The sequence below is a fragment of the Streptomyces sp. NPDC004752 genome (assembly GCF_053601275.1).
Window position 1 is genome coordinate 1 of the sequence record NZ_JBSGBN010000070.1, and the last position, 23633, is coordinate 23633.

21 protein-coding genes and 1 tRNA gene are annotated in these 23633 nt (G+C 71.8%); 10 read left to right on the forward strand and 12 right to left on the reverse strand.

What is annotated here, in order from left to right; all coding sequences use genetic code 11:
- Positions 1-275 precede the first annotated feature (275 nt).
- Positions 276-349: transfer RNA gene (locus tag ACWEKM_RS26615), tRNA-Ala, on the forward strand.
- 49 nt (positions 350-398) lie between these two features.
- Here ACWEKM_RS26615 and ACWEKM_RS26620 read toward each other — a convergent pair.
- A complete protein-coding gene (locus ACWEKM_RS26620) occupies positions 399-875 on the reverse strand; it encodes a GNAT family N-acetyltransferase (protein ID WP_451623755.1) in 477 nt (158 codons plus the stop codon).
- A gap of 67 nt (positions 876-942) precedes the next feature.
- Here ACWEKM_RS26620 and ACWEKM_RS26625 point away from each other — a divergent pair, with 67 nt between their 5' ends.
- Complete coding sequence (locus ACWEKM_RS26625) at positions 943-1746, forward strand: exodeoxyribonuclease III (protein ID WP_451623756.1); 804 nt, start codon at positions 943-945, stop codon at positions 1744-1746.
- A 114-nt stretch (positions 1747-1860) separates the two neighbouring features.
- Here the strand turns inward: ACWEKM_RS26625 and ACWEKM_RS26630 are convergent, their stop codons facing one another.
- Entirely contained in the window at positions 1861-2313 is a 453-nt protein-coding gene (locus ACWEKM_RS26630) for a hypothetical protein (RefSeq protein WP_451623795.1), read from the reverse strand.
- Here ACWEKM_RS26630 and ACWEKM_RS26635 point away from each other — a divergent pair.
- Positions 2201-2437: a hypothetical protein gene (locus ACWEKM_RS26635; protein WP_451623796.1), complete on the forward strand. Its 237-nt coding sequence runs from the start codon at positions 2201-2203 to the stop codon at positions 2435-2437. The genes ACWEKM_RS26630 and ACWEKM_RS26635 overlap by 113 nt on opposite strands.
- 115 nt (positions 2438-2552) lie before the next feature.
- Here the strand turns inward: ACWEKM_RS26635 and ACWEKM_RS26640 are convergent, their stop codons facing one another.
- Positions 2553-5975 (reverse strand): S41 family peptidase, encoded by a 3423-nt coding sequence (locus ACWEKM_RS26640; RefSeq protein WP_451623757.1) that lies wholly within the window; start codon positions 5973-5975, stop codon positions 2553-2555.
- A 158-nt stretch (positions 5976-6133) separates the two neighbouring features.
- Here ACWEKM_RS26640 and ACWEKM_RS26645 point away from each other — a divergent pair, with 158 nt between their 5' ends.
- The 3 genes from ACWEKM_RS26645 to ACWEKM_RS26655 all read left to right on the forward strand — a co-directional run bounded on the left by ACWEKM_RS26645 (position 6134) and on the right by ACWEKM_RS26655 (position 9918).
- A complete protein-coding gene (locus ACWEKM_RS26645) occupies positions 6134-6775 on the forward strand; it encodes a TetR/AcrR family transcriptional regulator (RefSeq protein ID WP_451623758.1) in 642 nt (213 codons plus the stop codon).
- Between the two features lie 231 nt (positions 6776-7006).
- The gene (locus tag ACWEKM_RS26650; RefSeq protein WP_451623759.1) at positions 7007-9229 is read left to right on the forward strand and encodes an MMPL family transporter; all 2223 of its coding nucleotides are present in this window, start codon (positions 7007-7009) and stop codon (positions 9227-9229) included.
- A 173-nt stretch (positions 9230-9402) separates the two neighbouring features.
- Complete coding sequence (locus ACWEKM_RS26655; protein ID WP_451623760.1) at positions 9403-9918, forward strand: YbaK/EbsC family protein; 516 nt, start codon at positions 9403-9405, stop codon at positions 9916-9918.
- A gap of 37 nt (positions 9919-9955) precedes the next feature.
- Here ACWEKM_RS26655 and ACWEKM_RS26660 read toward each other — a convergent pair whose 3' ends face one another.
- Entirely contained in the window at positions 9956-10174 is a 219-nt protein-coding gene (locus tag ACWEKM_RS26660; RefSeq protein ID WP_451623761.1) for a helix-turn-helix domain-containing protein, read from the reverse strand.
- The gene (locus tag ACWEKM_RS26665) at positions 10174-10671 is read right to left on the reverse strand and encodes a DUF2975 domain-containing protein (RefSeq protein ID WP_451623762.1); all 498 of its coding nucleotides are present in this window, start codon (positions 10669-10671) and stop codon (positions 10174-10176) included. The genes ACWEKM_RS26660 and ACWEKM_RS26665 overlap by 1 nt, the downstream gene beginning before the upstream one ends.
- A 158-nt stretch (positions 10672-10829) precedes the next feature.
- Between ACWEKM_RS26665 and ACWEKM_RS26670 the strand changes: the two genes are divergently transcribed.
- Both ACWEKM_RS26670 and ACWEKM_RS26675 read left to right on the forward strand, forming a co-directional pair.
- The gene (locus ACWEKM_RS26670) at positions 10830-11735 is read left to right on the forward strand and encodes an NAD(P)-dependent oxidoreductase (protein ID WP_451623763.1); all 906 of its coding nucleotides are present in this window, start codon (positions 10830-10832) and stop codon (positions 11733-11735) included.
- A gap of 103 nt (positions 11736-11838) precedes the next feature.
- Entirely contained in the window at positions 11839-12114 is a 276-nt protein-coding gene (locus tag ACWEKM_RS26675) for a DUF1876 domain-containing protein (RefSeq protein ID WP_451623764.1), read from the forward strand.
- 248 nt (positions 12115-12362) lie between these two features.
- Here ACWEKM_RS26675 and ACWEKM_RS26680 read toward each other — a convergent pair whose 3' ends face one another.
- The 4 genes from ACWEKM_RS26680 to ACWEKM_RS26695 form a co-directional block, all read right to left on the reverse strand.
- On the reverse strand, positions 12363-13538 hold the full coding sequence (locus ACWEKM_RS26680; protein WP_451623765.1) for a serine hydrolase domain-containing protein: 1176 nt from the start codon (positions 13536-13538) through the stop codon (positions 12363-12365).
- Positions 13539-13731: 193 nt separating this feature from the next.
- On the reverse strand, positions 13732-14508 hold the full coding sequence (locus ACWEKM_RS26685) for an energy-coupling factor ABC transporter ATP-binding protein (protein ID WP_451623766.1): 777 nt from the start codon (positions 14506-14508) through the stop codon (positions 13732-13734).
- Positions 14496-15257, reverse strand: a complete 762-nt coding sequence (gene cbiQ, locus ACWEKM_RS26690; protein ID WP_451623767.1) for a cobalt ECF transporter T component CbiQ — start codon at positions 15255-15257, stop codon at positions 14496-14498. The genes ACWEKM_RS26685 and cbiQ overlap by 13 nt, the downstream gene beginning before the upstream one ends.
- A gap of 1 nt (position 15258) precedes the next feature.
- A complete protein-coding gene (locus ACWEKM_RS26695; protein ID WP_451623768.1) occupies positions 15259-16341 on the reverse strand; it encodes an energy-coupling factor ABC transporter permease in 1083 nt (360 codons plus the stop codon).
- Between the two features lie 194 nt (positions 16342-16535).
- Here ACWEKM_RS26695 and ACWEKM_RS26700 point away from each other — a divergent pair, with 194 nt between their 5' ends.
- Positions 16536-16898 (forward strand): SsgA family sporulation/cell division regulator, encoded by a 363-nt coding sequence (locus tag ACWEKM_RS26700; protein ID WP_451623769.1) that lies wholly within the window; start codon positions 16536-16538, stop codon positions 16896-16898.
- Positions 16899-17036: 138 nt separating this feature from the next.
- Here ACWEKM_RS26700 and ACWEKM_RS26705 read toward each other — a convergent pair whose 3' ends face one another.
- From ACWEKM_RS26705 to ACWEKM_RS26715, 3 genes are all read right to left on the reverse strand, one after another.
- Positions 17037-18710, reverse strand: a complete 1674-nt coding sequence (locus tag ACWEKM_RS26705) for a penicillin-binding transpeptidase domain-containing protein (protein WP_451623770.1) — start codon at positions 18708-18710, stop codon at positions 17037-17039.
- 104 nt (positions 18711-18814) lie between these two features.
- Positions 18815-20440 (reverse strand): penicillin-binding transpeptidase domain-containing protein, encoded by a 1626-nt coding sequence (locus ACWEKM_RS26710; protein WP_451623771.1) that lies wholly within the window; start codon positions 20438-20440, stop codon positions 18815-18817.
- A 185-nt stretch (positions 20441-20625) separates the two neighbouring features.
- Complete coding sequence (locus tag ACWEKM_RS26715) at positions 20626-22383, reverse strand: dolichyl-phosphate-mannose--protein mannosyltransferase (protein ID WP_451623772.1); 1758 nt, start codon at positions 22381-22383, stop codon at positions 20626-20628.
- A 96-nt stretch (positions 22384-22479) separates the two neighbouring features.
- Here ACWEKM_RS26715 and rsmI point away from each other — a divergent pair, with 96 nt between their 5' ends.
- Positions 22480-23328 carry a 16S rRNA (cytidine(1402)-2'-O)-methyltransferase gene (rsmI, locus tag ACWEKM_RS26720; RefSeq protein ID WP_451623773.1) on the forward strand — a complete coding sequence of 283 codons (849 nt, stop codon included), beginning with the start codon at positions 22480-22482 and terminating at the stop codon, positions 23326-23328.
- Positions 23329-23633: the final 305 nt, after the last annotated feature.

Sequence of the window (23633 nt, forward strand, 5' to 3'; positions counted from 1 at the left end):
AGGAGCCGGCGCACGCCTCGGAGGACAAGCTGGCGGCCGACGGACGCAGTGACGCGCGCCGGGCCGCCTCCGCCCGCCGTGCGCGCGAGCGCGGACACACGCCGTTGTTCGACCAGTACGAGGACGGCGACCGGCCGCGCGCGGCCAACGAGTGACGGCAGGCGCGCGGCCGGCCGGAAAACCCTCTCCAGTCGCCCGGAAACCTGGCCCCTGACCAGTCGGGGAACGGATTTCCAAGCACCGCGACGGGGATGCTAAGGTTTCACTCGTTGCAAGGGCCTGTGGCGCAGTCCGGTAGCGCACCTCGTTCGCATCGAGGGGGCCAGGGGTTCGAATCCCCTCAGGTCCACGCAGCATGAAGCCCCAGTCGGCATTGACCGACCGGGGCTTCAGTGCGTCTACAGGGGCTTTGCGTAGCAGAGGCTCGACTCGTAGTGGCGGTAGTAGCCGAACTTGGTGCACGGTTCGTAGCCGCTGGAGGTGTACAGGGCGACGGCCTCCGGCTGCTTGGTGCCCGTCTCCAGGACCATGCGGAGGCGGCCGGCCGTGCGCGCGTCGTCCTCCAGGGCGGTCAGCAGGCGGCGGGCCAGGCCCCGGCCGCGCATCGCCTCGATCACGAACATGCGCTTGAGTTCGGCGTCGCCGTCCTCGTTGCCCTCGCCGTTCTCGTCCTGGCTGCGCCAGCCGCCGGTGGCCACGGGCCGGTCGTTCTCGTCGTAGGCGATCAGGTACACGCCCCTCGGCGGGGTGAAGTGCGACGCGTCCAGGGCCGTGGCGTCGCCGCCGTCGCCGTAGCGCACGTGGTACTCGGCCTGGACCTCGTCGTTGAGCTTGACGGCGTCGGGGTGGTCGAAGGGAACGCGACGTATATTCATGCTGGGCATCGTACTTCTATGCAGATAGGGAGCTGGGCCTCGTCCAGTGTGCCGGTATCGTGCCCTGGTGCTGACAGTGACCTCTGTGAATGTGAACGGGCTGCGGGCCGCCGCGAAGAAGGGCTTCGTGGAGTGGCTCGCCGGGACCTCCGCGGACGTGCTCTGTCTGCAGGAGGTGCGCGCCGAGCCGCAGCAGCTGCCCGAGGGCGTGCGGCAGCCGGACGGCTGGCACGTCGTGCACGCCCCCGCCGCCGCCAAGGGGCGCGCGGGCGTCTCCCTGTACACCCGGCGCGAACCCGACCGCGTCCAGGTCGGTTTCGGCTCGGCGGAGTTCGACGCGAGCGGACGGTATGTCGAGGTCGACCTGCCCGGGGTCACCGTCGCCTCGCTCTACCTCCCCTCCGGAGAGGTGGGCACCGAACGGCAGGACGAGAAGGTCCGCTTCATGGACGAGTTCCTCGCCTACCTGAAGCAACTGCGCGCCCGGGCCGCCGCCGACGGCCGTGAGGTCGTCGTCTGCGGCGACTGGAACATCGCCCACCAGGCCACCGACCTCAAGAACTGGCGCGGCAACACCAAGAACTCGGGCTTCCTGCCGGAGGAACGGGCCTGGCTGACAAGGGTCTTCGACACGGCGGACGGGGGGTACGTCGATGTCGTACGGGCGCTGCACCCGAACGCCGAGGGGCCGTACACATGGTGGTCGTATCGGGGGCGGGCGTTCGACAACGACTCGGGATGGCGGATCGATCTCGCGGTGGCGACCCCCGGACTCGCGGCACGGGCCGCGAAGGCGGTGGTGGAGCGGGCCGTCGGCCATGACGAGCGATGGTCGGACCACGCCCCGGTGACGGTGGCCTTCGAGAGGTGACCGACCGGGCCGGAAACCACTCAACTCCGTTTGTGTAGGCGTCTGTTCAGGGCCGGGGAGAACTCTGCTTCCAGGACGCCGCGGGCCTCGCGGCGGGGCGGCGGGGCGGCCGGATCAGCTTGCGTTCGCGGTGGAGCGCAGGGTGAGCACCGTGAGGCTTCTTACGGTGCTCACCGAGAGTCGTGGCTGTCTGTGTAGATCGCCTGGCTCGCTGCGATCATCTCGGCGCCGTTGACGACGGCGTACTGCGTACCAGGGGATGCGTACGGGCTCGTCGGCGCGGGCGGGCAGGTCGACGAACCGGCGCGGGCTACGCACGGTAACTGATCGACATGCGTGCCGTGTCCGGCCGTGTGAATCTGGTCGGGGCCCCACCGAGGGCCCCCACCCCTCACCCTCACGGGAGTGAACCCACATGGGTATGAAGGACCAGTTCCAGGACAAGGCCAAGAACATGCGGGACCAGGCCGAGGAGAACATGCGCGAGAAGGGCGGCCAGCGCGGGCAGCAGCAGCCCGGCAAGTCGCAGCCCGGCAAGTCGCAGCCCGGCAAGTCGCAGCCCGGCAAGTCGCAGCCGGGCAAGTCGCAGTCCGGCAAGCCGCAGTCCGAGCGTGGCCGCCAGGGCACGCGGGACATGCAGGACCCCGAGCGCGAGATGCACGACCGTATGGACCAGGACTACGACGCCTGACGCCACGGTCGGCCATCGGCCCGGAAGGGGCGCCCCGGACGCGGGGCGCCCCTTCGCCTGCCCGGGAGTTCCCTTGCCCGGGACGGCAGTTCTCCTGCCCGGGACGGCGGGCCGCTCATCGCCGGGGCGGCAGCTTCGGACGCGAGCGGTCCGGGATCTCGCTGTGGTCGGGCGGTGTCGCCACGGGCCAGCTGTCCAGCAGGTCCAGGGCCAGCCGGATCGCCTCGTCCATCTCGACATGGCGGCCCTCGGCCCAGTCCAGGGGGGTGCGCAGGACCTCCACGTCGGGAAGGACGCCGTGGTTCTCCACGGACCAGCCGTACGCGTCGAACCAGGCCGCGTTCATCGGCACCGTGATCACCGTGCCGTCGCCCAGCCGGTGCCGCCCGGTGATGCCGACCACGCCGCCCCAGGTGCGCTGCCCGACCACCGGGCCCAGCTTCAGCAGCCGGATGGCGGCCGTGATCATGTCGCCGTCGGAGGACGTCGCCTCGTCGGCCAGCGCCACGACCGGGCCGCGCGGCGCGTTCGACGCGTACGACACCGGCTGGGCGTTACGGGTCAGGTCCCAGCCGAGGATCGTCCGGGTCAGCTTCTCGACGACGAGTTCGCTGATGTGCCCGCCCGCGTTGCCGCGCACATCCACCAGGAGCGCGGGCCGGGACATCTCCATACGCACATCGCGGTTGAACTGGGCCCAGCCGGAGCCACCCATGTCCGGGATGTGCAGATAGCCGCACCGGCCGCCGCTCAACTCCCGTACCACCTCGCGGCGTTTGGCCACCCAGTCCTGGTAGCGCAGCGGCCGTTCGTCGATCAGCGGGACCACGGCCACCCGTCGCGACCGGTCACCCGAGCCCGCCGCGGGGCCGGCGGGGTCCGCGAGCCGCTCCCCGGAGGGGCAGTGGGTGAAGGTCAGCTCCACGGTCGTGCCGCCCGCGCCCGCCAGCAGCGGGTACGGGCCCGCCACCGGGTCCACCGGCCGCCCGTCCACGTGCGTGAGTACGGCGCCCTTGCGAATGCCGGTGCCGGCCAGCGGCGAGCGTGCCCGGGAGTCGGACGAGTCGCCGGGCAGGATCCGCTGGATCATCCAGTGCCCGTCCCGGCAGACGAAGTTGGCGCCGAGCAGGCCCTGGTGGCGCTGGTAGTGGGGCGGGCCCTCGTTGCGGCGGGCCGGGGTGACATAGGCGTGGGAGGTGCCCAGTTCGCCCAGCACCTCACGCAGCAGATCCGCGAACTCGTCCGGGGACGTGACGCGTTCGACCAGCGGCCGGTACTGGTCGAGGACCGCGTCCCAGTCGATGCCACACATCCCCGGGTCCCAGAAGTAGTCCCGGATGAGCCGGCCCGCCTCCTCGAAGGACTGGCGCCACTCGGCGGGCGGGTCGACCTCGTGCAGGATGCGGCGCAGATCGATCCAGACCGTCGTGTCGGCGTCGCCGGACTCGGTGGACGGAACGGCGCGCAGCTCGCCCTCGTCGACCACCACCAGCCGGGTGCCGTCGCCGCTGACCGTGAACCAGTCCAGGTGGCCGACGAGTTCGGACTTCTTCGCCTTGGTGATGTGGAAATACTCCAGGGTCGGGCGTCCGCTGGTGTCGGCCGGGTTGACGAAGGTCTCGCCCAGCGCGCCCGAGATCGGCCAGCGCAGCCAGACCAGGCCGCCGCCCGCCACCGGGTGCAGCGCCGAGTACTTGGAGGCGGTCACCGGGAAGGGGGTGACCCGGCTCTCCAGGCCCTCGATCTCGACGGTCACCGCGTTGCCGTCGCCGGGCTCGTCCTCAAGGGGGTCCAGGCCGCCGGCGGCGGGGCGTCCGTCCGGGTTCAGCGCGAAGGGGGAGGGGGTGGCGGACGACAGCGGCACGAGGTAGGGGCGGCAGCCGAGCGGGAAGGACAGGTCCCCGGTGTGTACGTCGTACACCGGGTCGAAGCCGCGCCAGGACAGGAACGCCAGATACCGGCCGTCCCGGGTGAACACCGGGTTCTCGTCCTCGAAGCGGCCGTCGGTGACGTCGACGATCAGCCGGTCCGGCTGCCCGGTCCCGGGGACGCGGGCCATCTTGATCTGCCGCAGCGACCGGCCGATCCCCGGGTGCGACCAGGTCAGCCAGGTCCCGTCCGGGGCGAACGCCAGGTCCTTCACCGGCCCGTTGATGGACCGGATCAGCTCGGTGACCTCGCCTTCCTTGGACCTCGCCCCGGGGGTACCCCCGGTGTCCGCGGCGGTGCCCCCGGTGTCCGTGGAGGTGTCCCTGGTGGTGTCGGCGGTGTCCGCGGAGGTGTTCCCAGTGGTGTCGGCGGTGTCCGCAGTGGTGTCGGTGGTGTCGATGAGGAGCAGCCGTCCGTCGTGCGCGGCGATGGCGAGGCGCTCGCCCGACGGGTCCGAGACCAGCTCCAGGACCCGGCCAAGACCGCCGGAGGCCAGCCGGCGCGGCGCCCGGTCGCCGCTGGCCCGGGGCAGCTGGGCGATCTCGATCCCGTCCTCGCCCGCCGCGTCCGTGACATAGGCGACCTGCCCGGTCGAGCCCAGTATCTCCGGCAGCCGGACCCGGACGCCCGGGGTGTCCGCGATGGTGCGGGCCGGGCCGTCGCGGTGGGTGAGCCAGTACAGGCTGCCGCGCACGACGACGGCGCTGGCCCGTCCCGTCTCGTCGACCGAGACGCCGTCCACATGCTGGGCGGCCGGGACCTGGTAGCGGCGGCGCCCGGCGCGCGGGCCGGACAGCCGCACGTCGAGCCGACGCGACACGGCGTGCGGGGACAGGTCGTCGACGAGCCACAGATCGCCCCCGCACTGGTACACCACCCGCGTTCCGTCGCCGGCCGCGTGCCGTGCGTAGAAGGCGTCGTGGTCGGAGTGGCGGCGCAGGTCGGAACCGTCGTACGCGCAGGAGTAGAGGTTGCCGACGCCCTCGTGGTCGGAGAGGAAGGCGATCCGGCCGGACACGAACAGGGGGGAGTCCAGATGGCCGCCGATGTCGGCGAGCAGCCGCCGGCCGTGCAGCCACAACCGGCCCATGGCGCCGCCCCGGTACCGCTTCCAGGCGGCCGGTTCGTGCGGTGGGGCGCCGGTCAGCAGCAGGGTTCTGCGCTCGTCGCCGAGGTCGGCGACCTGGATGTCGCAGACCGGGCCCCAGGGGAGCTTGCGGCCCGGGTCGCCGTCGGGGGAGACCTTGTAGGCCCAGGTGAAGTAGGAGAAGGGCTGGCCGTGCGAGGCGACGGCGAGGATGTCGGACCCGCCGTCCTCGCCGGGCGGTGTCCAGCCGCACACCCGGGTGTCGGCGCTGCCCCAGTACGTCAGCCGCCGTCCCGGTCCGCCGTCGACGTCGGCCAGGTGGATCTCGGGAACCAGGCTGTGCCAGGTCGTGTAGGCGATCCGGCGGCCGTCGGGGGAGAAGCGCGGGTGGCCGATCTTGGTGCGGTCGACGGTGAGCCGCCAGGCGCGGCCCGGGGTGTCGAGGGGGGCCAGCCACAGATCGTCCTCGGCCACGAAACACAGCAGGTCGCCGCTGAGGTGCGGCAGGCGGAGATAGCTCACCTCCCCATGCTTTTCCGCCCTCTGGGCCCGGGCAACTTATGCGGATCTGACGGACGTGACCCAGGGCACGTACGAAACCGTTTCGTTTCGATGAGGAGTGCGCTACATTCGTCTCGTACGAAACCGTGTCGTTCGGAGTGGGAAAGGGTGCGAGAGACATGACTGAGGCATCCAGGGGCGCGGCGTCCGCCGCTCCGGTGGAGCCGGTGCTCGCACCGGGGCGTCGCAGTCGGATCACCCCCGAGCGTGCGGCCGAGTTGTACGAGGCCGTGCTCGACCTGCTCCGGGAAGTCGGCTACGACGCCCTCACCATGGACGCCGTGGCCGCCCGCACCCGCTCCAGCAAGGCCACCCTCTACCGCCAGTGGGGCGGCAAGGCCGAGCTGGTCGTGAAGGCCATCCGGCACGGCAAACCGGGCAACATCGAGGAGATCGACACCGGATCGCTGCGGGGCGATCTGCACGCCCTGCTGGCGGCCGAGGACGACTGCGTGATCGAGCAGAACTCCGCACTGATGCGCGGCGTCGCCATGGCCATGCACAGTAACCCGGATCTGCGCGAGGCGTTGCGTAATCAGCTCGTGGACCCCGAGATGAACGGGTTCCGCCAGGTGCTGCAGCGCGCCATCGACCGCGGCGAGGTCCGTCCGGACTGCCCCGCGCTGGAATTCCTCGTGCACATGATGGTCGGCGGCCTCGCCACCCGCGCGCTGCTCGACGACCAGCCACCGACCCAGGCATTCCTCATGTCGTACGTCGACGCCGTGGTCCTCCCCGCCCTCGGCGTGTCCACCGACTGACCACTTCGCGCCTCACCACCTCACCATTTCGCGCCTCACCACCTCACCACTTCGCACCTCACCATTTCGCACCTCCCCAGCCCCACCTGACGTCACCGCTCACGTCGTCGGGCCGATCACCCCTGCCCCCCTGGGCTGATCCCCCCTGCCCTCATGGGCCGATCACCCCTGCCTACATGGGCTGATCACCCCTGCCCTGAACACCCCACGACTGACCGGGAGTACGCCCTCGTGGCCACATTCCTCTACAAGCTGGGCCGGCTCGCCTTCAGGCGACGGCACTTCGTCGCCCTGATCTGGGTGGCGCTGCTGGCACTGGCGGGCATCGGCGCGGCAAGCGCACCCGCGGCCGGCAACACCTCCTTCTCCATCCCCGGCACGGAAGCACAGAAGGCATTCGACCTGCTGGAACAGCGCTTCCCCGGGATGAGCGCCGACGGCGCGACCGCCCGCGTCGTCTTCAAGGCGCCGAGCGGCGAGAAGATGACGGACAAGGACAACAAGGCCACCGTCGAGAAGACGGTGAAGGAACTGGGGGACGGCTCCGAGGTCGCCTCCGTCGCCGACCCGTACACCGGGAAAGCCGTCAGCAAGGACGGCACTATCGCCTACGCGTCGGTGAAGTACAAGGTCTCCGGCATGGAACTGGAGGACTCCTCGCGCGACGCCCTCAACCGGGCCGCCGAGGACGCGCGGGACGCCGGGCTGACCGTGGAGATCGGCGGTGACGCGCTCAGCGCGACACCGGAGACCGGTTCCAGCGAGGTCATCGGTATCGCGGTCGCCGCGGTCGTCCTCGTCATCACCTTCGGCTCCCTGCTCGCCGCCGGACTTCCGCTGCTGACCGCGCTCATCGGCGTGGGCATCGGCGTCTCCACCATCACCGCGCTGGCCAGTGTCCTCGACCTGGGCTCGACCACCTCCATCCTGGCGATGATGATCGGCCTCGCCGTCGGCATCGACTACGCGCTGTTCATCGTCTCCCGCTACCGCGCCGAACTCGCCGAGGGCCGCGAGCGCGAGGAGGCCGCCGGGCGGGCCGTCGGCACCGCCGGCTCCGCGGTGGTCTTCGCGGGCCTCACCGTTGTGATCGCCCTGGTCGGCCTGTCCGTCGTCAACATCCCGATGCTGACGAAGATGGGCGTCGCGGCCGCCGGCACGGTCGCCGTCGCGGTCCTGATCGCCCTCACCATGATCCCGGCGCTGCTCGGCTACGCGGGCCGCAGGGTCAAGCCGACCGGCGAGAAGAGCAAGCTGTTCGGCGGCCGGCGCAAGGCCGAGCAGCCGGACCCGGCCGGCCGGCCGAACCTGGGCACCCGCTGGGCCAGCTTCGTCGTGCGCCGCCCGGTCGCCGTCCTGCTGCTGGGCGTCGTCGGCCTCGGTGCCGCGGCCGTCCCGGCCGCCTCCCTGGAACTCGGCCTGCCCGACGACGGCTCCCAGCCGACGTCCACGACCCAGCGCCGCGCCTACGACCTGCTCTCCGAGGGCTTCGGGCCCGGCTTCAACGGCCCGTTGATGGTCGTAGTCGACGCGCGCGACAGCGCCCACCCGAAGGACGCCTTCCAGGAGGTCGGCGACCGGATCAAGGGCCTTGAGAACGTCGTCACGGTGACCCCGCCCGCGCCCAACAAGGCGGGCGACACCGCGACCATCACCGTGATCCCGGACTCCAAGCCGTCCTCGACCAGCACCGAGGACCTGGTGCACGCGATCCGGGACACCGGCGCCGACATCACCCGCAGCACCGACGCGACGGTGCTGGTCACCGGCGCGACGGCGATGAACATCGACGTCTCGCAGAAGCTGAACGACGCGCTGCTGCCCTATCTGGCCCTCGTCGTCGGCCTCGCGTTCCTGCTGCTGATCGTGGTCTTCCGCTCCGTCCTCGTGCCGCTGAAGGCGGCCCTCGGATTCCTGCTGAGCGTGCTGGCCGCCCTGGGCGCCGTCGTCGCGGTCTTCCAGTGGGGCTGGCTGTCCGGTCTGATGGGCGTCGAGGAGACCGGTCCGGTCATGTCGATGATGCCGATCTTCATGGTCGGTGTGGTCTTCGGCCTCGCCATGGACTACGAGGTGTTCCTGGTGACCCGGATGCGGGAGGCGTACGTCCACGGGGAGAAGCCGAGCCAGGCCGTGGTGACCGGCTTCCGGCACGGCGCGCGGGTCGTCTCGGCGGCGGCCGTGATCATGATCGCGGTCTTCTCCGGCTTCATCGGCTCCAGCGAGTCGATGGTGAAGATGATCGGCTTCGGTCTCGCGGTCGCCGTGTTCTTCGACGCCTTCATCGTGCGGATGGCGCTCGTGCCGGCGGTGCTCGCCCTGCTCGGCAGGCGGGCCTGGTGGCTGCCCGGCTGGCTGGACCGGGTCCTGCCCAACGTGGACGTGGAGGGCGAGGGCCTGCGCGCCCGGGACGAGGACCGGCCCCGGGACGAGGACCGGGAGCTGGTACGCGCCTGACGCGCACCGCCTGACACAGGAACCGGCCGGTGAGGGCCCGTGGGGACGGGGCTGCCCTCACCGGCCTCCGTGTGTCACGGGCGACGCCCGAACCTCGCGGGAGACGGCCCCGAATGCGTTCGCCCGCCGCCGCCCGTCCCGCTACGGTGCCCCCCATGCCCCCCATGCCCCCCATGACACCGACAGCCGTCACTGACGCCGAGGGCTCCGGAGCCCACCCCCGGTTCGCCGCCGCCCTGGACGAACTGGGCCTCAACGACCTGCACTCGCACATCCGGCGCTTCCCGGACGCGACCCGCACCGCGGCCGAGGCCGCCGCCGCGATCGGCTGTGAGCTGAGCCAGATCTGCAAGTCGCTGATCTTCGCCGTGGACCGGGTACCGGTGCTGGTGCTCATGGACGGGGCGTCCCGGGTGGATGTCGAGCGGGTCCGGGCCGAACTGGGCGCAGAATCCGTCACCCGGGCCAAGGCCGAGGTCGTACGGGAGACCACCGGATACGCCATCGGCGGCGTCCCGCCCTTCGGGCACCGGACCCGGACCCGGGTGCTCGCCGATCGCTCGCTGCTCGGCCACGACCTCGTGTGGGCCGCCGCCGGCACCCCGCACACCGTGTTCCCGATGGCCCCGAAGACGCTGATCGCCCATGCCGGCGGCACCCTCGTGGACGTACGCGAGCGCACCTCCTGACCGCCGCGGCGGCGCCGCCCCACGTGCACGGCGCGCGTCAGTCCGGCTGGTCGTCGGGTACCCAACGCAGCACGTCGCCGGGCTGGCAGTCCAGGGTGCGGCAGATCGCGTCCAGCGTGGTGAACCGCACCGCCTTCGCGCGCCCGTTCTTCAGTACGGCGATGTTGGCGGGTGTGATCCCGACGGCGGCGGCGAACTCGCCCACCGACAGCTTGCGCTTGGCGAGTTGCACGTCCAGGTCCACGATGATCGCCATCAGATCACCTCGGCGATCTCGGTCTGCAGATCTGTCGCCTTGCGCAGCAGGCTCCGCATGATCACGACGAGCATGGCGAACGCCGTCCCGACCCCGACGCACGCCATGGCCGCGCCCAGGGCGCCGATCAGCTCCATACCGTCGTCGGGGGACGGGATGGCGGCCAGGGCCAGATGCCCGGTGACCCCGACCGCCAGCAGCGTCGCCACGACCGAGGCGCCGATGACGGTGTCGACCCACCGGAAGGCAGGCGAGCTGAAGAGCGCGCCGCGCCGGACCATGGCGAGCAGCTGCCACACGGCGACCAGCGCGACCTGGACACAGGCGACGCCGACGATCGCCACCGTCGCATACGGCGTGGCGAACGGGGCGTACGGCGGGAAGCGGTCGACCTCGTCGGCCGCCGTCGTCGGGATGACCACGATCTGGGCGAAGAGGCCGCCTAAGATCGCCGCGGCGATACCGGCACGGAGCGCGGCTATGAAGAGACGATGCATATGTCGATTGTCGATCGATACCGATGCCGATACCGACACCGATCGAAAAACAATCGACTCTCTGCATGTGTCACACCGGAGCGGGGATCCGCGAACGGGACACCCCGGAAGAAACGGGACACCTCAGAAGGACGGGACACCCCAGAACAGGAGCAGGCATGACCGACAAACTCACCGTGAGCGTCCTGGGCACCGGCATCATGGGCGCCGCGATGGCCCGCAACATCGCCCGCGCCGGGCACTTGGTCCGCGCCTGGAACCGCACCCGGGACAAGGCCCAGCCGCTGGCCTCGGAAGGGGTGCACGTCGCCGCCGACCCGGCGGAGGCGGTGCACGGCTGCGACATCGTGCTGACCATGCTGTACGACGGCGACACGGTCCTGGAGGTCATGCGCGAGGCGGCACCCGCGCTGCGCTCCGGCGCCATCTGGGCGCAGTCGACCACGGCCGGCCTCGACTCCGTCGCCGAACTCGCCGGGCTCGCCCGCGAGCACGGCCTCGTCTTCTACGACGCCCCCGTCCTCGGCACCCGGCAGCCCGCCGAGTCCGGGCAGCTCACCGTGCTGGCCGCCGGGCCCGAGGAGCACCGGGCGACGGTGGCGCCCGTCTTCGACGCGATCGGCGTGCGGACCGTGTGGACCGGCGACGACGGGGCCGCGGCCGGCGCGACCCGGCTCAAGCTGGTCGCCAACAGCTGGGTCCTCGCGGTCACCGCGGCCGGCGGTGAGGTCGTCGCCCTCGCCCAGGCACTCGGCGTCGACCCGCAGAGCTTCTTCGACCTGATCGCCGAGGGCCCGCTCGACATGGGGTATCTGCGGGCCAAGGCCGGGATGATCCTCGACGGGCAGCTGACCCCGCCGCAGTTCGCGGTGACCACCGCCGAGAAGGACGCGCGGCTGATCGTGCGGGCGGGGGAGCGCGGACATGTACGCCTGGACATCGCCGCCGCCACCGCGGAACGCTTTGCCCGGGCCGCCGCGCAGGGCCACGGCGACGAGGACATGGCCGCGGCCTACTTCGCGAGCTTCGACGGGGAGCCGGGGACATCCGAGAAACCCGAGTAGCCCGACTAGTCCGAGCAGCTCCAGTGGTGTGCGGCTGCGGCCCGGCGTGACGTCGCGGTGGGTCGGGCGCACTCTGGAATCAGTGGTTCCGGAGGTGGTCCCCATGATGCACACCGCAGTGGGATGGCATGTCGAGATGGAGTTCCAGGAGGACGATCAGCACACGCGGGCGGCGGCACTGGTGCGCCTGCCCGACGGTACGGAGGTGCGAGCGCACGGCCAGGCGAGCCGACACCGTACCGATGCCAATCAGCCGCGGGTCGGCGAGGAGATAGCGGGCGCCCGCGCCCTCAACGAACTGGCGATGCGGCTGCTGGCCAAGGCACACGGGGAGATCGACGCGGCATCCGGCCGAACCTCCCACCCGATCAACGTGTGAACACCCCCCGAAGAACAGCGCCCCGAGAGCGATAGGGGCGCGGGGAACTGCGCAATCAGCCACAACGGCGCCGCAGACGAACAACGGCACGCCAGGCGCCCGATAGGGGCGCGGGGAACTGCGCGACCAGCCACGACGGCGCCGCAGACGAAGGCCGACGCGTCAGGACCCCGGTAGGGGCGCGGGGAACTGCGCGATCTTGCGCGTCAGAGCCCCGCAGGGACCGGCGCCGCAGACGAACAACGAGCTCACGGCCCACCGAGCCGCCTACTCCCGGCGAGAGCCGCCCGTACCAGCATTTGCGCGCGCGGATCCGCCGTCACGCTCTGCCGGAAGCCGTTCGTCACATAGCCGAAGGCGAGGCCCGACTCCGGGTCGGCGAAGCCGAGGGCGCCGCCGCGGCCGGGGTGTCCGAAGGAGGCGGGGGACAGCAGCGGCGAGGCCGGGCCGTGCAGCATGTGGCCGAGACCGAACCGGGTGCCCACGACCAGCACACGGTCGGGTCCGGCGGACCGCTCGCCGCGGGCCAGCTCCATGGTGCGCGGGGTGAACAGCCGCCGACCGCCGTCCACCTCACCGATCAGCGCCGCGTAGAACCGGGCCAGGCCGTCCGCGGTGGCGATGCCGTTGGAGGCGGGCAGGGCGGCGGCGCGGTAGGCGGGGTCGTTCTCGTCGGGCGGCGGGGTGATCGCGGCGAAGGCGCGGCGGGTCAGGGAGCCGGGGTCGGCGTATGCCTCGGCGATGGACCGCCTGGGGCGGGTCCGCGGTCCGTCGGCCGCCTCCGGGGCCTGGACCGGTCCGACGCGGCCCACGTGCGCGGCCTGAGCGTCCGGCAGTCCGAGCCACAGGTCCGCGCCGGCCGGCCCGGCGATCTCCTCGGCCAGCAACGCGCCGATCGGACGGCCTGTGACCCGCCGGGCCAGCTCGCCGGTGAGCCAGCTGTATGTCTGCGCGTGGTAGCCGTGGTCCGTGCCCGGTTCCCACACCGGGGCCTGGGCGGCGACGGCCGCCGCGCCCAGTTCGGGATCGGCTGCCTGCCCGGGGGTGAGCGGGCGGTCCAGTACCGGGACGCCGGCGCGATGCGCGAGCAGGTGCCACACCAGCGTGCGCTCCTTGCCCGCGGCCTTGAACTCCGGCCAGTACGCGCCCACCGGCGCGTCCAGGTCCAGTTCCCCGCGCTGATGGAGGAGGAGCAGGACGGCCGCGGCCACGCCCTTGGTCGCGGAGCGCACGATCTGCGCGGTGCCGCGTTGCCAGGGCGCCTGCCCGTCCACGTCCTTGGTGCCGCCCCACAGGTCGACGACCCGGTGCCCGTCCCGGTACACGGCCACCGCCGCGCCCCGCTCGCCCAACTGCTCGAAGTTGCGCAGGAACGCCTCCCTGACCGGCTCGAAGCCCTCGGCCACTGTGCCGTTCACATCCACGCCCGCACGTCCCTTCGGCTCACCTTCGGCGGTGGGTGCAACACCCGCGGTCAGCCTGCGATTCCTTGGTTTCGTGGGCCGAGAGGGATCGTTACGCCGATGTTGCCGTGCGACGTCGCGGCGGTGCCCGGGGCGGGGCGCGGGGGCCTCCGGCCGTCGTGACCGTCCGGCCGTTGCCACTGTCCGGCCGTCGTCACCGTCCCGCCGTCGTCACCGACTTCGGGTCGAAGCCGAAGGGCAGTTCCAGGCGGTGGGCCCGCATCAGCGCGTCGTCGGAGAGGAGGTCGCCGGTCGGACCGTCCGCCGTGATCACGCCGTCGCTCAGGATCAGCGAGCGCGCACACAGCTCCAGCGCGTACGGCAGGTCGTGCGTGACCATCAGGACGGTGACGTCCAGCGCGCGCAGGATGTCGGCGAGTTCCCGGCGGGAGGCCGGGTCGAGGTTGGAGGAGGGCTCGTCGAGCACCAGGATCTCCGGCTCCATCGCCAGCACCGTCGCGACGGCGACCCGGCGCCGCTGGCCGAACGAGAGATGGTGCGGCGGCCGGTCGGCGAAGTCCTGCATGCCCACCCGCTCCAGGGCCGTGCGCACCCGCTCCTGGAGCGCGGCGCCCTTCAGCCCGGCCGCCGCCGGGCCGAACGCCACGTCCTCCCGCACGGTCGGCATGAACAACTGGTCGTCCGGGTCCTGGAAGACGATGCCGACCTTCTGCCGGATCTCGGCCAGGTGCTTTCTGCCGACCGGCAGCCCGGCCACGGTCACCGTTCCGGTTCCGCCGCTCAGGATGCCGTTGAGGTGCAGGACGAGGGTGGTCTTGCCGGCGCCGTTCGGGCCGAGCAGCGCGACCCGCTCGCCGCGGCCGATGGCGAAGTCCACGCCGAACAGGGCCTGTTGGCCGTCGGGGTAGGCGAAGGCGAGGCCGGAGACCTCCAGGGACGCGGGGATCGAGTCAGTGGTCACAGGGTCCATCCCAGCAGACAGACGACAAGGGCGACGAGGGGGAGGGCCAGGGCGTACGACCACTGGGCCCGGGACGCGGTCACCTCGTCGATGACGGGCATCGAGCCTGCGTACCCCCGGCTCACCATGGCCAGGTGGACGCGCTCGCCGCGCTCGTAGGAGCGGATGAAGAGCGCCCCGGCGGACTTGGCGAGCACGCCCCAGTGGCGCACGCCCCGCGCCTCGAAGCCGCGCGACTCGCGGGCGATCCGCATGCGGCGCATCTCGTCGGTGATGACATCGCCGTAGCGGATCATGAACGAGGCGATCTGGACCAGCAGCGGCGGCAGCTTCAGCCGCTGGAGCCCGAGCAGCAGCGCGCGCAGTTCGGTGGTGGCGGCCAGCAGCATCGAGGCGGCGACGCCCAGCGTGCCCTTGGCGAGCACGTTCCAGGCGCCCCACAGGCCGGGCACGCTCAGTGACAGACCGAGGACGTGCACCCGCTCGCCCTCCGCCACGAACGGCATGAGCACCGCGAACGCGACGAACGGCACCTCGATCAGCAGACGCTTGAGCAGGAAACCGGCCGGGACCCGGGCGCGGTACGCCACCGCCGCGAGCAGCACGGCGTACAGCGCGAACGTCCAGACGGCCTCCCGCGGTGTCGAGACCACGACCACCACGAAGGCGAAGACGGCGGCGAGCTTGGTGTGCGGCGGCAGCGCGTGCACGGGCGAGTGCCCGTGCCGGTACAGCCGATGCGAGTGTCCGGCCCCCATGTCAGACGTCCGTGCCCGCGGGGGAGACGTCCTGGGTGCGGCGCCTGCGCACCGCCCAGAACACCGCGCTGCCCGCGACGACCGTGGCGCCGACGCCGATCACGCCCGCGAGACCGCCGGAGAGCCGGGCGTCGGAGACGTCCTTGACGCCGTAGTCGGCGAGCGGCGAGTCGCTCGCCGTGTGCTGCTCGGCCTTCTTGTCGATGCCGTGGTCGTGGGCGATCTTCTCCAGGCCGTCGGGGTCGGCGGAGGCGTAGAAGCTGACGAACCCGGCGAGCACGAGGGAGGTGGCCAGGCCGGTGATCCACAGGGTGCGGCGCGAGGTTCGGGCGGCGGCCGGAGCCGGGGCGGCCGGAGCGTCGACCAGTTCGCCGTTCACCCGCAGCTTCAGCTGCTGCCGCAGGCCCCGGGCGCCGTACACGAGGTCCGGCCGTACGGCGATCACGGCGCCGACCGTGAGCGCGGTGATCATGGCCTCGCCGATGCCGATCAGCACATGGACGCCGATCATCGCGGTGGCGACCTTGCCGATGGCCACGTCGGTGGTGCCGCCGACCGCGTAGATCAGGGTGAAGGCGAGGGCGGCGGCCGGCACCGACAGCAGCGCGGCGAAGAAGGAGGCGACCGTGACCGAGCGACGCCCGCGGGGCAGCACCGCGAGCAGGCCGCGGAAGACGGCGTACGCCACCACGGTCGTCACGATCGCCATGTCGGTGATGTTCACGCCGAGCGCGGTCAGCCCGCCGTCGGCGAACAGGATGCCCTGCATGAGCAGGACGACGGAGACGCAGAGCACTCCTGTGCAGGGGCCGACGAGTATCGCGGCGAGGGCGCCGCCGAGCAGATGGCCGCTGGTTCCGGCGGCGACCGGGAAGTTCAGCATCTGCACCGCGAAGATGAACGCCGCCACGAGACCGGCCAGCGGCGCGGTCCGCTCTCCCCCGAGCCCCTGGCTCTGCTCGGGCAGGGAGGTACCCCCGAGTTCGCGACGCGCGCCGCGCAGGCTCACGGCGATGGCGCAGGCGGCGACCACTCCGGTGACGGCGGAGGTGGGGGCGTCGATGAATCCGTCAGGTACATGCACGCGCCGATTCTAGAGGCTTGTTGCGAACGGCTTGCAAGAGCGAGGTTGTCGTTCGTTGCATACATGGCATCGCACACATGAGATCGACTCGCCCCCAATGAGCACATTCTGGAAAATATGCGACATTGGGAGGGGGAGGGATGCGGGCGGGCAGTCAGATTCCATATCGGTAACGCAGTGTTAGGGGCTCTCCGATGTCCGTGGTCGAACAGTACGCACGAGCCCATGTCGTCACTGACGAGGACAACCGCGAGGATGCCCCCGCTGTCCCCGTCATCCTGCGTTACGACCCCGAGGCGGATCCGCGGTCGGTGCGTGTCGGACTGCCCGAACCACTGCCCGGACCGCACGAGTGGACCTTCTCACGCGCACTGCTGGAACAGGGACTGCGGGCGCCCGCCGAGAGCGGAGACATCCGGGTGTGGCCCTGCGGCCGCGTTCAGGCCGTGGTGGAGTTCCACTCGGCGCACGGGGTCTCCGTGGTGCAGTTCGAGTCGAAGACCCTGCTGCGGTTCCTCCGACGCACCTACATGGCCACCAAACCCGTGCCGCGCTGAGCACCTGGCCCCGGTGCCGCACTGACCCCCGGTGCCGCACTGAGCACCGAGCCCCGATGGCGTACTGAGTACCGATCCCCGGCCCCCGCTCCGGCGCCGCCCCGGTCCTCGCCCCGGCGCCGCCTCAGCCGCCCGCCCTCAGCCGCCCGCCTTCAGCAGCGCCGCCACGATCGGGCCCGCCGTGTCGCCGCCGTGGCCGCCCGCCTGGACGACGCCCGCGCCCGCCAGGTCCCCCCGGTACGCCGTGAACCAGCCGTTGGGCTTCTTCTGCCCGTCGACCTCCGCCGAACCCGTCTTGGCACCGTAGTCGGGGCCGAGACCGGACATCGCCTGCGCCGCCGTGCCGTACGCGGCGGTGTACCGCATCAGCTCGCGCAACTGGGCGAGGGTGCCCGCGGACAACGTGCGGGACGCGGTGGCCGGCTTGCGGCCGTCGACCGACGGGGAGACCAGATACGGCTGGTGGAAGACGCCCGCCCGCACCGTCGCGGCGACGGACGCCATGTTGAGCGGGTTCATGCGCACCCCGCCCTGGCCGATCAGCGAGGCCGCCTTCTGCGCCGCCGACTGCACCGGCACCGAACCGTCGAAGGTCGGCACGCCGATCGCCCAGTCGTTCCGGGACAGACCGAAGACCTGCTGGGCCTGCTTCGTCAGATCGTCGTTCGTCAGCTTGCCCGCCTGGCTGATGAAGGCCGTGTTGCAGGAGCGCGCGAAGCTGGCCTTGAACGTGCCGCCCTTGATCTCGAAGTCGTCGTCGTTGTGGAACTTCCAGCCGCCGTACGTGAACGTCTTGGGGCAGGGGTGGGACTTGTCCGCGGCGGCCAGGTCCTTCTCGATGAGCAGCGACGACGTGATGACCTTCATCGTGGAGCCGGGGGCCAGCGAGCCCTGGAGGGCCGTGTTGAAGCCGCGGTTGGTGTTGGCCACCGCGAGGATCTCACCGGTCGAGGGCCGCAGCACCACGACCGAGGCCCGCTCCGACTTGGCGACCTGCTGCTCGGCCGCGGCTTGCAGGCCGGGGCTCAGCGTCGTCTTCACCGTGCCCGGCGTGCCCTTGCTCAGCTCCAGCAGCGTCTTGTCGGACAGCTTCGCCTTCTTCGACTCCTTGCCGCGGACCACGCGCAGTTCGACACCCGCCCGGCCGCCCGCCAACTTGCCGTACTTCTCACGCAGTCCGTCCAGCACCGTGCCCAGCGACGGGTACTCGGCCGTGGTCAGCTTCCCGCCGTCACGGTCCAGCGCCGTCACCGGCGGCGTGCCGGACTCGCCGGTGACCAGTTCGTCGCCGTCCTTCAGATCCGGGTGCAGCACGGCGGCGTGCCAGCCCACCACCGGCTTGCCGTCGGAGGTGCCGCGCACCACGGTGAGTGCGCTGTCGTACGCCAGCGGCTTGCGGACGCCCTTGTAGGACACCGTGGCCCGCACGGAGAACGGGACCTCGGCGCCGGTGCCGGTACCGGCGGTGACCTTGACGTCCTTGAGGTGGGCGTCCTTGGTGTAGTCGGTGAGCAGCGTGGCGGCGGCACCCGCGTCGTCCGTGGCGGCCGCGGCCCGCGCGACATCGCCCTGCTGCCAGGCCGTCAGGAAGCGGGTGGCGGCGGTCCGCACCTCGGCCTTGGTCAGCGGGCCGGTCCGCACCGCCTTGTGGTCCGCCGCCGACGTCGACCGCGTCCGGTCCTCGGCCGCCGCGCCGCCGTCGTAGAGCGTGTAGACGGCGACCCCGGCGCCGATGGCGACGACGGCGCACATCCCGCCGAGCACGGCGGGTCTGGTCTTCGGTCGCTCGGCGACGCGCCTTCTCTTGCCCACTGCCTCAGTTCCTCCGCGAAATCCCCAGGGCCCCCGTCACCCTCGCCGCCCCATGCTCCTCAACGACGGCTACCAGCCTAAAGTCCCGTCCGGTACGGATGACTTCAGCCGCCTGTCCGTAGCACAGCTGCGACAATCGGCCCGGCCGCGTCGGTGCCGTGGCCGGCGTCCTGGGCCATCGCCGCCGCCGCGATGTCGTTCCGGTACCCGATGAACCAGCTGTTGGACCTGGTCTGTCCGTCGACCTCCGCGGAGCCGGTCTTCGCGCCGATGTCGCCGCCCAGACCTGCCATCACCCCGGCCGCGGTGCCGCTGGTCGCGGTGCGGTTCATCATCGCGCGCAGCTGCTGGACCGTGCCCGCGGGCAGCCCCCGCGCGCGGGCCGGTTCGCGGCCGTCGAGGCCGAGCGGCACGACGACCGGCTGACGGAACGTGCCCGTCATCGCGGTCGCCGTCACCGACGCCATGTTCAGCGGGCTCATCTGGACCTGGCCCTGCCCGATGAGGGCGGCCGCCATGTCCGGGCCGCCGGTGGCCGGCACCGAGCCGTCGAAGGACGGGATACCGGTCTGCCAGTCGTCCCCGCCGAGGCCGAAACGGTCCTCGGCCTCCCGGGTGAGCGAGTCGGTCCGCAGATCGTCGGTGTACTTGATGAACGCCGTGTTGCAGGAGCGGGCGAAGCTCTCCGACAGCGTCGCCTTCTGGTTAGGGGCCAGGCTGTCCAGGTTGCGGAAGGTCTGGCCCTCCCACAGCGCGTCCGGGGTGCAGGGCGCGGGCCCGTCGGCGGTGGTGATCCCGCTGTCGATGAGCGTGGCCGCGCTGATGATCTTCATGGTGGAGCCGGGCGCCAGCTTGCCGAGGAAGGCCGCGTTGAAGCCGTCCTCACGGTGGTTGGCGACCGCCAGCACCTCGCCGGTGCTCGGCCGCACCGCCACCACCGACGACTCCGGGTAGCGGCGCACCGCCGTCTCGGCCGCGGCCTGCGCGCTCGCGCTCAGCGTGGTCCGCAGTCGGCCCGGCCTGCCCTCGGCGAGGGTGAGCAGCGGGGTGTCGGCGGCGCCGTCGGCCTCGTGCCGGATCGCCAGTTCCACTCCGGGTCTGCCGCCCGCCTTCGCACCGTACTTGTCGCGCAGCTCGTCCAGGAGGGGGCCAAGGGACGGGTAGGCGTCCTTCGTCAGCACCTTTCCGTCGCGGTCCACCGCCTCGACCGGCGGGCTCGCGGACTCACCGGTCACCAGTGTGTCGCCGGGCCGCAGCTCGGGGTGGACGACGGACGGCCGCCAGTCGATGAGCGCGCGGTGCGTGGTCCGGCCGCGCACGATCGTCAACTCGCTCTTGTAGGCGAGCTGTTCGGATTTCCCGTCGTAGGACGCCGTCGCTCTGACGGTGAAGGGCACGGTGGCGCCGGTCGCCGTGCCGGGCGTGATCCGCACCCGGGTGAGGTGCGCGTCCTGCGTGTACGCCGTCAGCAGCGGCTGGGCACCGGCCGCGTTGTCCGTGTACGAGGCCGCCGCCACCGCCTCGCCCTTCTCCCACGCGGCGAAGAACTTCCGCGTGGTCTCCCGCACCTCGGCGGCGGTGGGCGGCCCGGTCCGCACGGCCGCGGGAGTGCCGCCCGTCCCCCCACCGTCCTTCACGGCGGACACGATGTTGTACGTCCCGTACCCGGCCCCACCCACCAGCACGGCGAACGCACCGCCCACGACGGCGGCCTTGACCCCCCTGCGCATACTGCCGCTCCCCTCCCCTGCCCCCCTGACAGTCCCCCGAACTGTAGGCGGCACCGCGGTGCGGAGGTGAGGACCGTTGCCGGATGGTGTCCGAACGGAGACCGGTCACGACGTGCGCCGTCGTGCGCCCGCCCGGCGGGACCACGGCTACCTAGACCCAGGTCCGGATCACGGCCGGACCACGGCTAGACCCAGGTGTCCAGCCACATCCGCGCCCGCCAGGAGTCGATCGGGATCGCGGTGCCGGTGTACAGGGGCCAGAAATAGATGAAGTTCCAGGCGATCAGGAGGACCAGGACGCCCGCGCCCGAGGCGCCGATCACCCGGCGGGTGTCGGTGGAGCCGGGCGGGCCGACGATCGCGCCGATCAGCATCGCCACCGCCAGGCACAGGAACGGCACGAACACGATGGCGTAGAAGAAGAAGATCGTGCGCTCCTGGTACATGAACCAGGGCAGATAGCCGGCGGCGACGCCGCAGGCGATGGCGCCCGCGCGCCAGTCGCGGCGGAACAGCCAGCGCCACAGCACGTACAGGAGGGCGCAGCAGGCCGCCCACCACAGCAGCGGCGTGCCGAGCGCCAGGACCTCGCGGGCGCACTTCTGGCCCGCGTCGGCCGGGCAGCCCTCCGCGCCGGGGGAGGGGGACTCGTAGAAGTACGAGACCGGACGGCCCAGCACTATCCAGCTCCAGGGGTTGGACTGGTAGGTGTGCGGGGACGACAGGCCGAGGTGGAACTCGTACACCTCGTGCTCGTAGTGCCACAGACTGCGCAGCCAGTCCGGCAGAAAGGTCCAGTGGCCGCCCTTTCCGGCGGTCGCCGCCCAGTCGCGGAAGTAGCCGCCCGAGCCGTCGGTGGGGGAGAGGATCCAGCCGATCCAGGAGACCAGATACACGGCGATCGCCGTCGGGACCGTGGCCAGGAACGTGATGCCCGTGTCGTACTTGAGCACCGCCAGATACGGGTGCCGCGCCCCGGCCACCTTGCGGGCGCCGACGTCCCACAACACCGCCAGGACACAGAACGCGGCGAGGATGTACAGGCCGTTCCACTTGGTGCCGAAGGCCAGTCCGAGCATCAGACCGGCCGCCCAGCGCCACGGGCGCCAGCCGAGGCGGAGCGTGTCGGCGGTGTGCGCGTCCGGGCGGACCCGGCCGTCGGCGTCGGCGGGCAGCGCGGCGGCGAGCCGCGCCCGCGACCGGTCCCGGTCGACGACCAGACAGCCGAAGGCCGCGAGGACGAAGAACATCAGCACACCGTCGAGCAGGGAGGTGCGGCTCATCACGAAGTGCAGGCCGTCCACCGCCATCAGCGCGCCCGCCAGACAGCCGAGGAAGGTCGAGCGGAAGATCCGGCGGCCGATGCGGCACAGCAGCAGCACGCTGAGCGTGCCCAGCAGCGCCGTCATGAACCGCCAGCCGAACGGGTCGAACCCGAAGATCAGCTCGCCAAGGCCGATGACGTACTTGCCCACCGGCGGGTGCACCACGTACGCCGCGTCCGTGGGGATCGTCAGATGCCCGCCCGACTGCAGGACCAGGTCGTTGGCGTTCTTGTCCCAGTTGACCTCGAAGCCGCGGTGGACGAGCGCCCAGGCGTCCTTCGCGTAGTACGTCTCGTCGAATATCACCGCCTTCGGGCTGCCCAGGTTCCAGAACCGCATCGCGCCCGCCATCAGCGTCACCAGCAGCGGGCCGACCCAGCCCGACCAGCGGGTGATCCGCTCGGCCAGGACCGGCGGCACCCCAAGGGCGAGCCAGAGGCGCGGGCTGGGCTCGGCGTACGGCGGCACCAGGCGGTCGCGGACGTCGACGGGGCCGCCGCCGGCCGCGGCCGGGCCCGCCGGATAGCCGAAGCGGCGCAGCCGCTGCAGCCACGACGGCCGCTGGTCGTGCGGGGCCTGGCCCTGCCGGGTGTCCATGGAGGACGCGGTACTGGTCACCGCGCCATCGTAGGGAACCCTTCTGTGTGAGTCCCGCGCATGGGCACTACAGGTCCGGATGCGCCCCCATCCGTCCGCCCCTGGGAGGATGGGGGCGTGACTGGAACCCTTGTCTTGGCGGGCACCCCCATCGGCGACGTCGCGGACGCGCCGCCGCGGCTCGCGGCGGAACTGGCGAGCGCGGACGTCGTGGCCGCCGAGGACACCCGGCGGCTGCGCCGACTGACGCAGGCGCTGGGCGTCACCCCCAAGGGGCGCGTGGTCTCCTACTTCGAGGGCAACGAGGCGGCCCGGACGCCCGACCTGGTGGCGGAGCTGCTGGGCGGCGCGCGGGTGCTGCTGGTGACGGACGCCGGGATGCCCTCGGTCTCCGACCCCGGGTACCGGCTGGTCGCCGCGTCCGTCGAGCGGGACATCCGGGTCACCGCGGTCCCCGGGCCGTCCGCCGTGCTCACCGCCCTCGCGCTGTCCGGGCTGCCCGTCGACCGGTTCTGCTTCGAGGGTTTCCTGCCGCGCAAGGCGGGCGAACGGCTGTCCCGGCTGCGGGAGGTCGCCGGGGAGCGGCGCACGCTGGTGTACTTCGAGGCACCGCACCGCCTGGACGACACGCTCGCCGCGATGGCCGAGGTGTTCGGCGGGCAGCGGCGGGCCGCCGTCTGCCGGGAGCTGACCAAGACCTACGAGGAAGTGCGCCGCGGCCCCCTCGCCGAGCTGGCCGAGTGGGCGGCGCAGGGGATACGGGGTGAGATCACCGTCGTCGTCCAGGGCGCCCCGGAGCCCGGTCCAGGCGACCTCGACGCCGATGAACTCGTGCGCCGGGTCCGGGTCCGCGAGGAGGCGGGGGAGCGGCGCAAGGAGGCGATCGCGGCGGTGGCGGTCGAGGCGGGCGTGCCCAAGCGGGAGGTGTTCGACGCCGTTGTCAGCGCGAAGCGCTCCGCTGGGTGAGGCGGGGTTTTACGGGGGCGTCGTTGGGGGTTTGGGGGGGCGTTGCGGGGTGCGGGTTGTCGGGGGTTGATTGCGCAGTTCCCCGCGCCCCTATGGGGGTGGTTGTGCGGCTGGTTGTGTTGGGTTGGGCGGGGTTGTGTGGGGTGGTGTTGCGGGTTGTGGGGGGCTGGTCGCGCAGTTCCCCGCGCCCCTATGGGGTGGCTGGTTGGGGCGTTTGCCCGCGTCCGTATGGGGTGGCTGGTCGGGTCGGTGTCTGTGCTTCTTCGGGGGGTGTCCCATGCGGGGGCAAAGTGTGCTTGGCCTTG

Bases quoted from the DNA above. Each gene is read 5' to 3' on its own strand.
- ACWEKM_RS26620 (WP_451623755.1), bottom strand. From the start codon at position 875: ATGAATATACGTCGCGTTCCCTTCGACCACCCCGACGCCGTCAAGCTC.
- ACWEKM_RS26635 (WP_451623796.1), top strand. From the start codon at position 2,201: ATGCGGGACCAGGCCGAGGAGAACATGCGCGAGAAGGGCGGCCAGCGC.
- ACWEKM_RS26645 (WP_451623758.1), top strand. From the start codon at position 6,134: ATGACTGAGGCATCCAGGGGCGCGGCGTCCGCCGCTCCGGTGGAGCCG.
- ACWEKM_RS26655 (WP_451623760.1), top strand. From the start codon at position 9,403: ATGACACCGACAGCCGTCACTGACGCCGAGGGCTCCGGAGCCCACCCC.
- ACWEKM_RS26660 (WP_451623761.1), bottom strand. From the start codon at position 10,174: ATGGCGATCATCGTGGACCTGGACGTGCAACTCGCCAAGCGCAAGCTG.
- ACWEKM_RS26665 (WP_451623762.1), bottom strand. From the start codon at position 10,671: ATGCATCGTCTCTTCATAGCCGCGCTCCGTGCCGGTATCGCCGCGGCG.
- ACWEKM_RS26670 (WP_451623763.1), top strand. From the start codon at position 10,830: ATGACCGACAAACTCACCGTGAGCGTCCTGGGCACCGGCATCATGGGC.
- ACWEKM_RS26675 (WP_451623764.1), top strand. From the start codon at position 11,839: ATGATGCACACCGCAGTGGGATGGCATGTCGAGATGGAGTTCCAGGAG.
- ACWEKM_RS26685 (WP_451623766.1), bottom strand. From the start codon at position 14,508: ATGGACCCTGTGACCACTGACTCGATCCCCGCGTCCCTGGAGGTCTCC.
- cbiQ (WP_451623767.1), bottom strand. From the start codon at position 15,257: ATGGGGGCCGGACACTCGCATCGGCTGTACCGGCACGGGCACTCGCCC.
- ACWEKM_RS26700 (WP_451623769.1), top strand. From the start codon at position 16,536: ATGTCCGTGGTCGAACAGTACGCACGAGCCCATGTCGTCACTGACGAG.
- ACWEKM_RS26710 (WP_451623771.1), bottom strand. From the start codon at position 20,440: ATGCGCAGGGGGGTCAAGGCCGCCGTCGTGGGCGGTGCGTTCGCCGTG.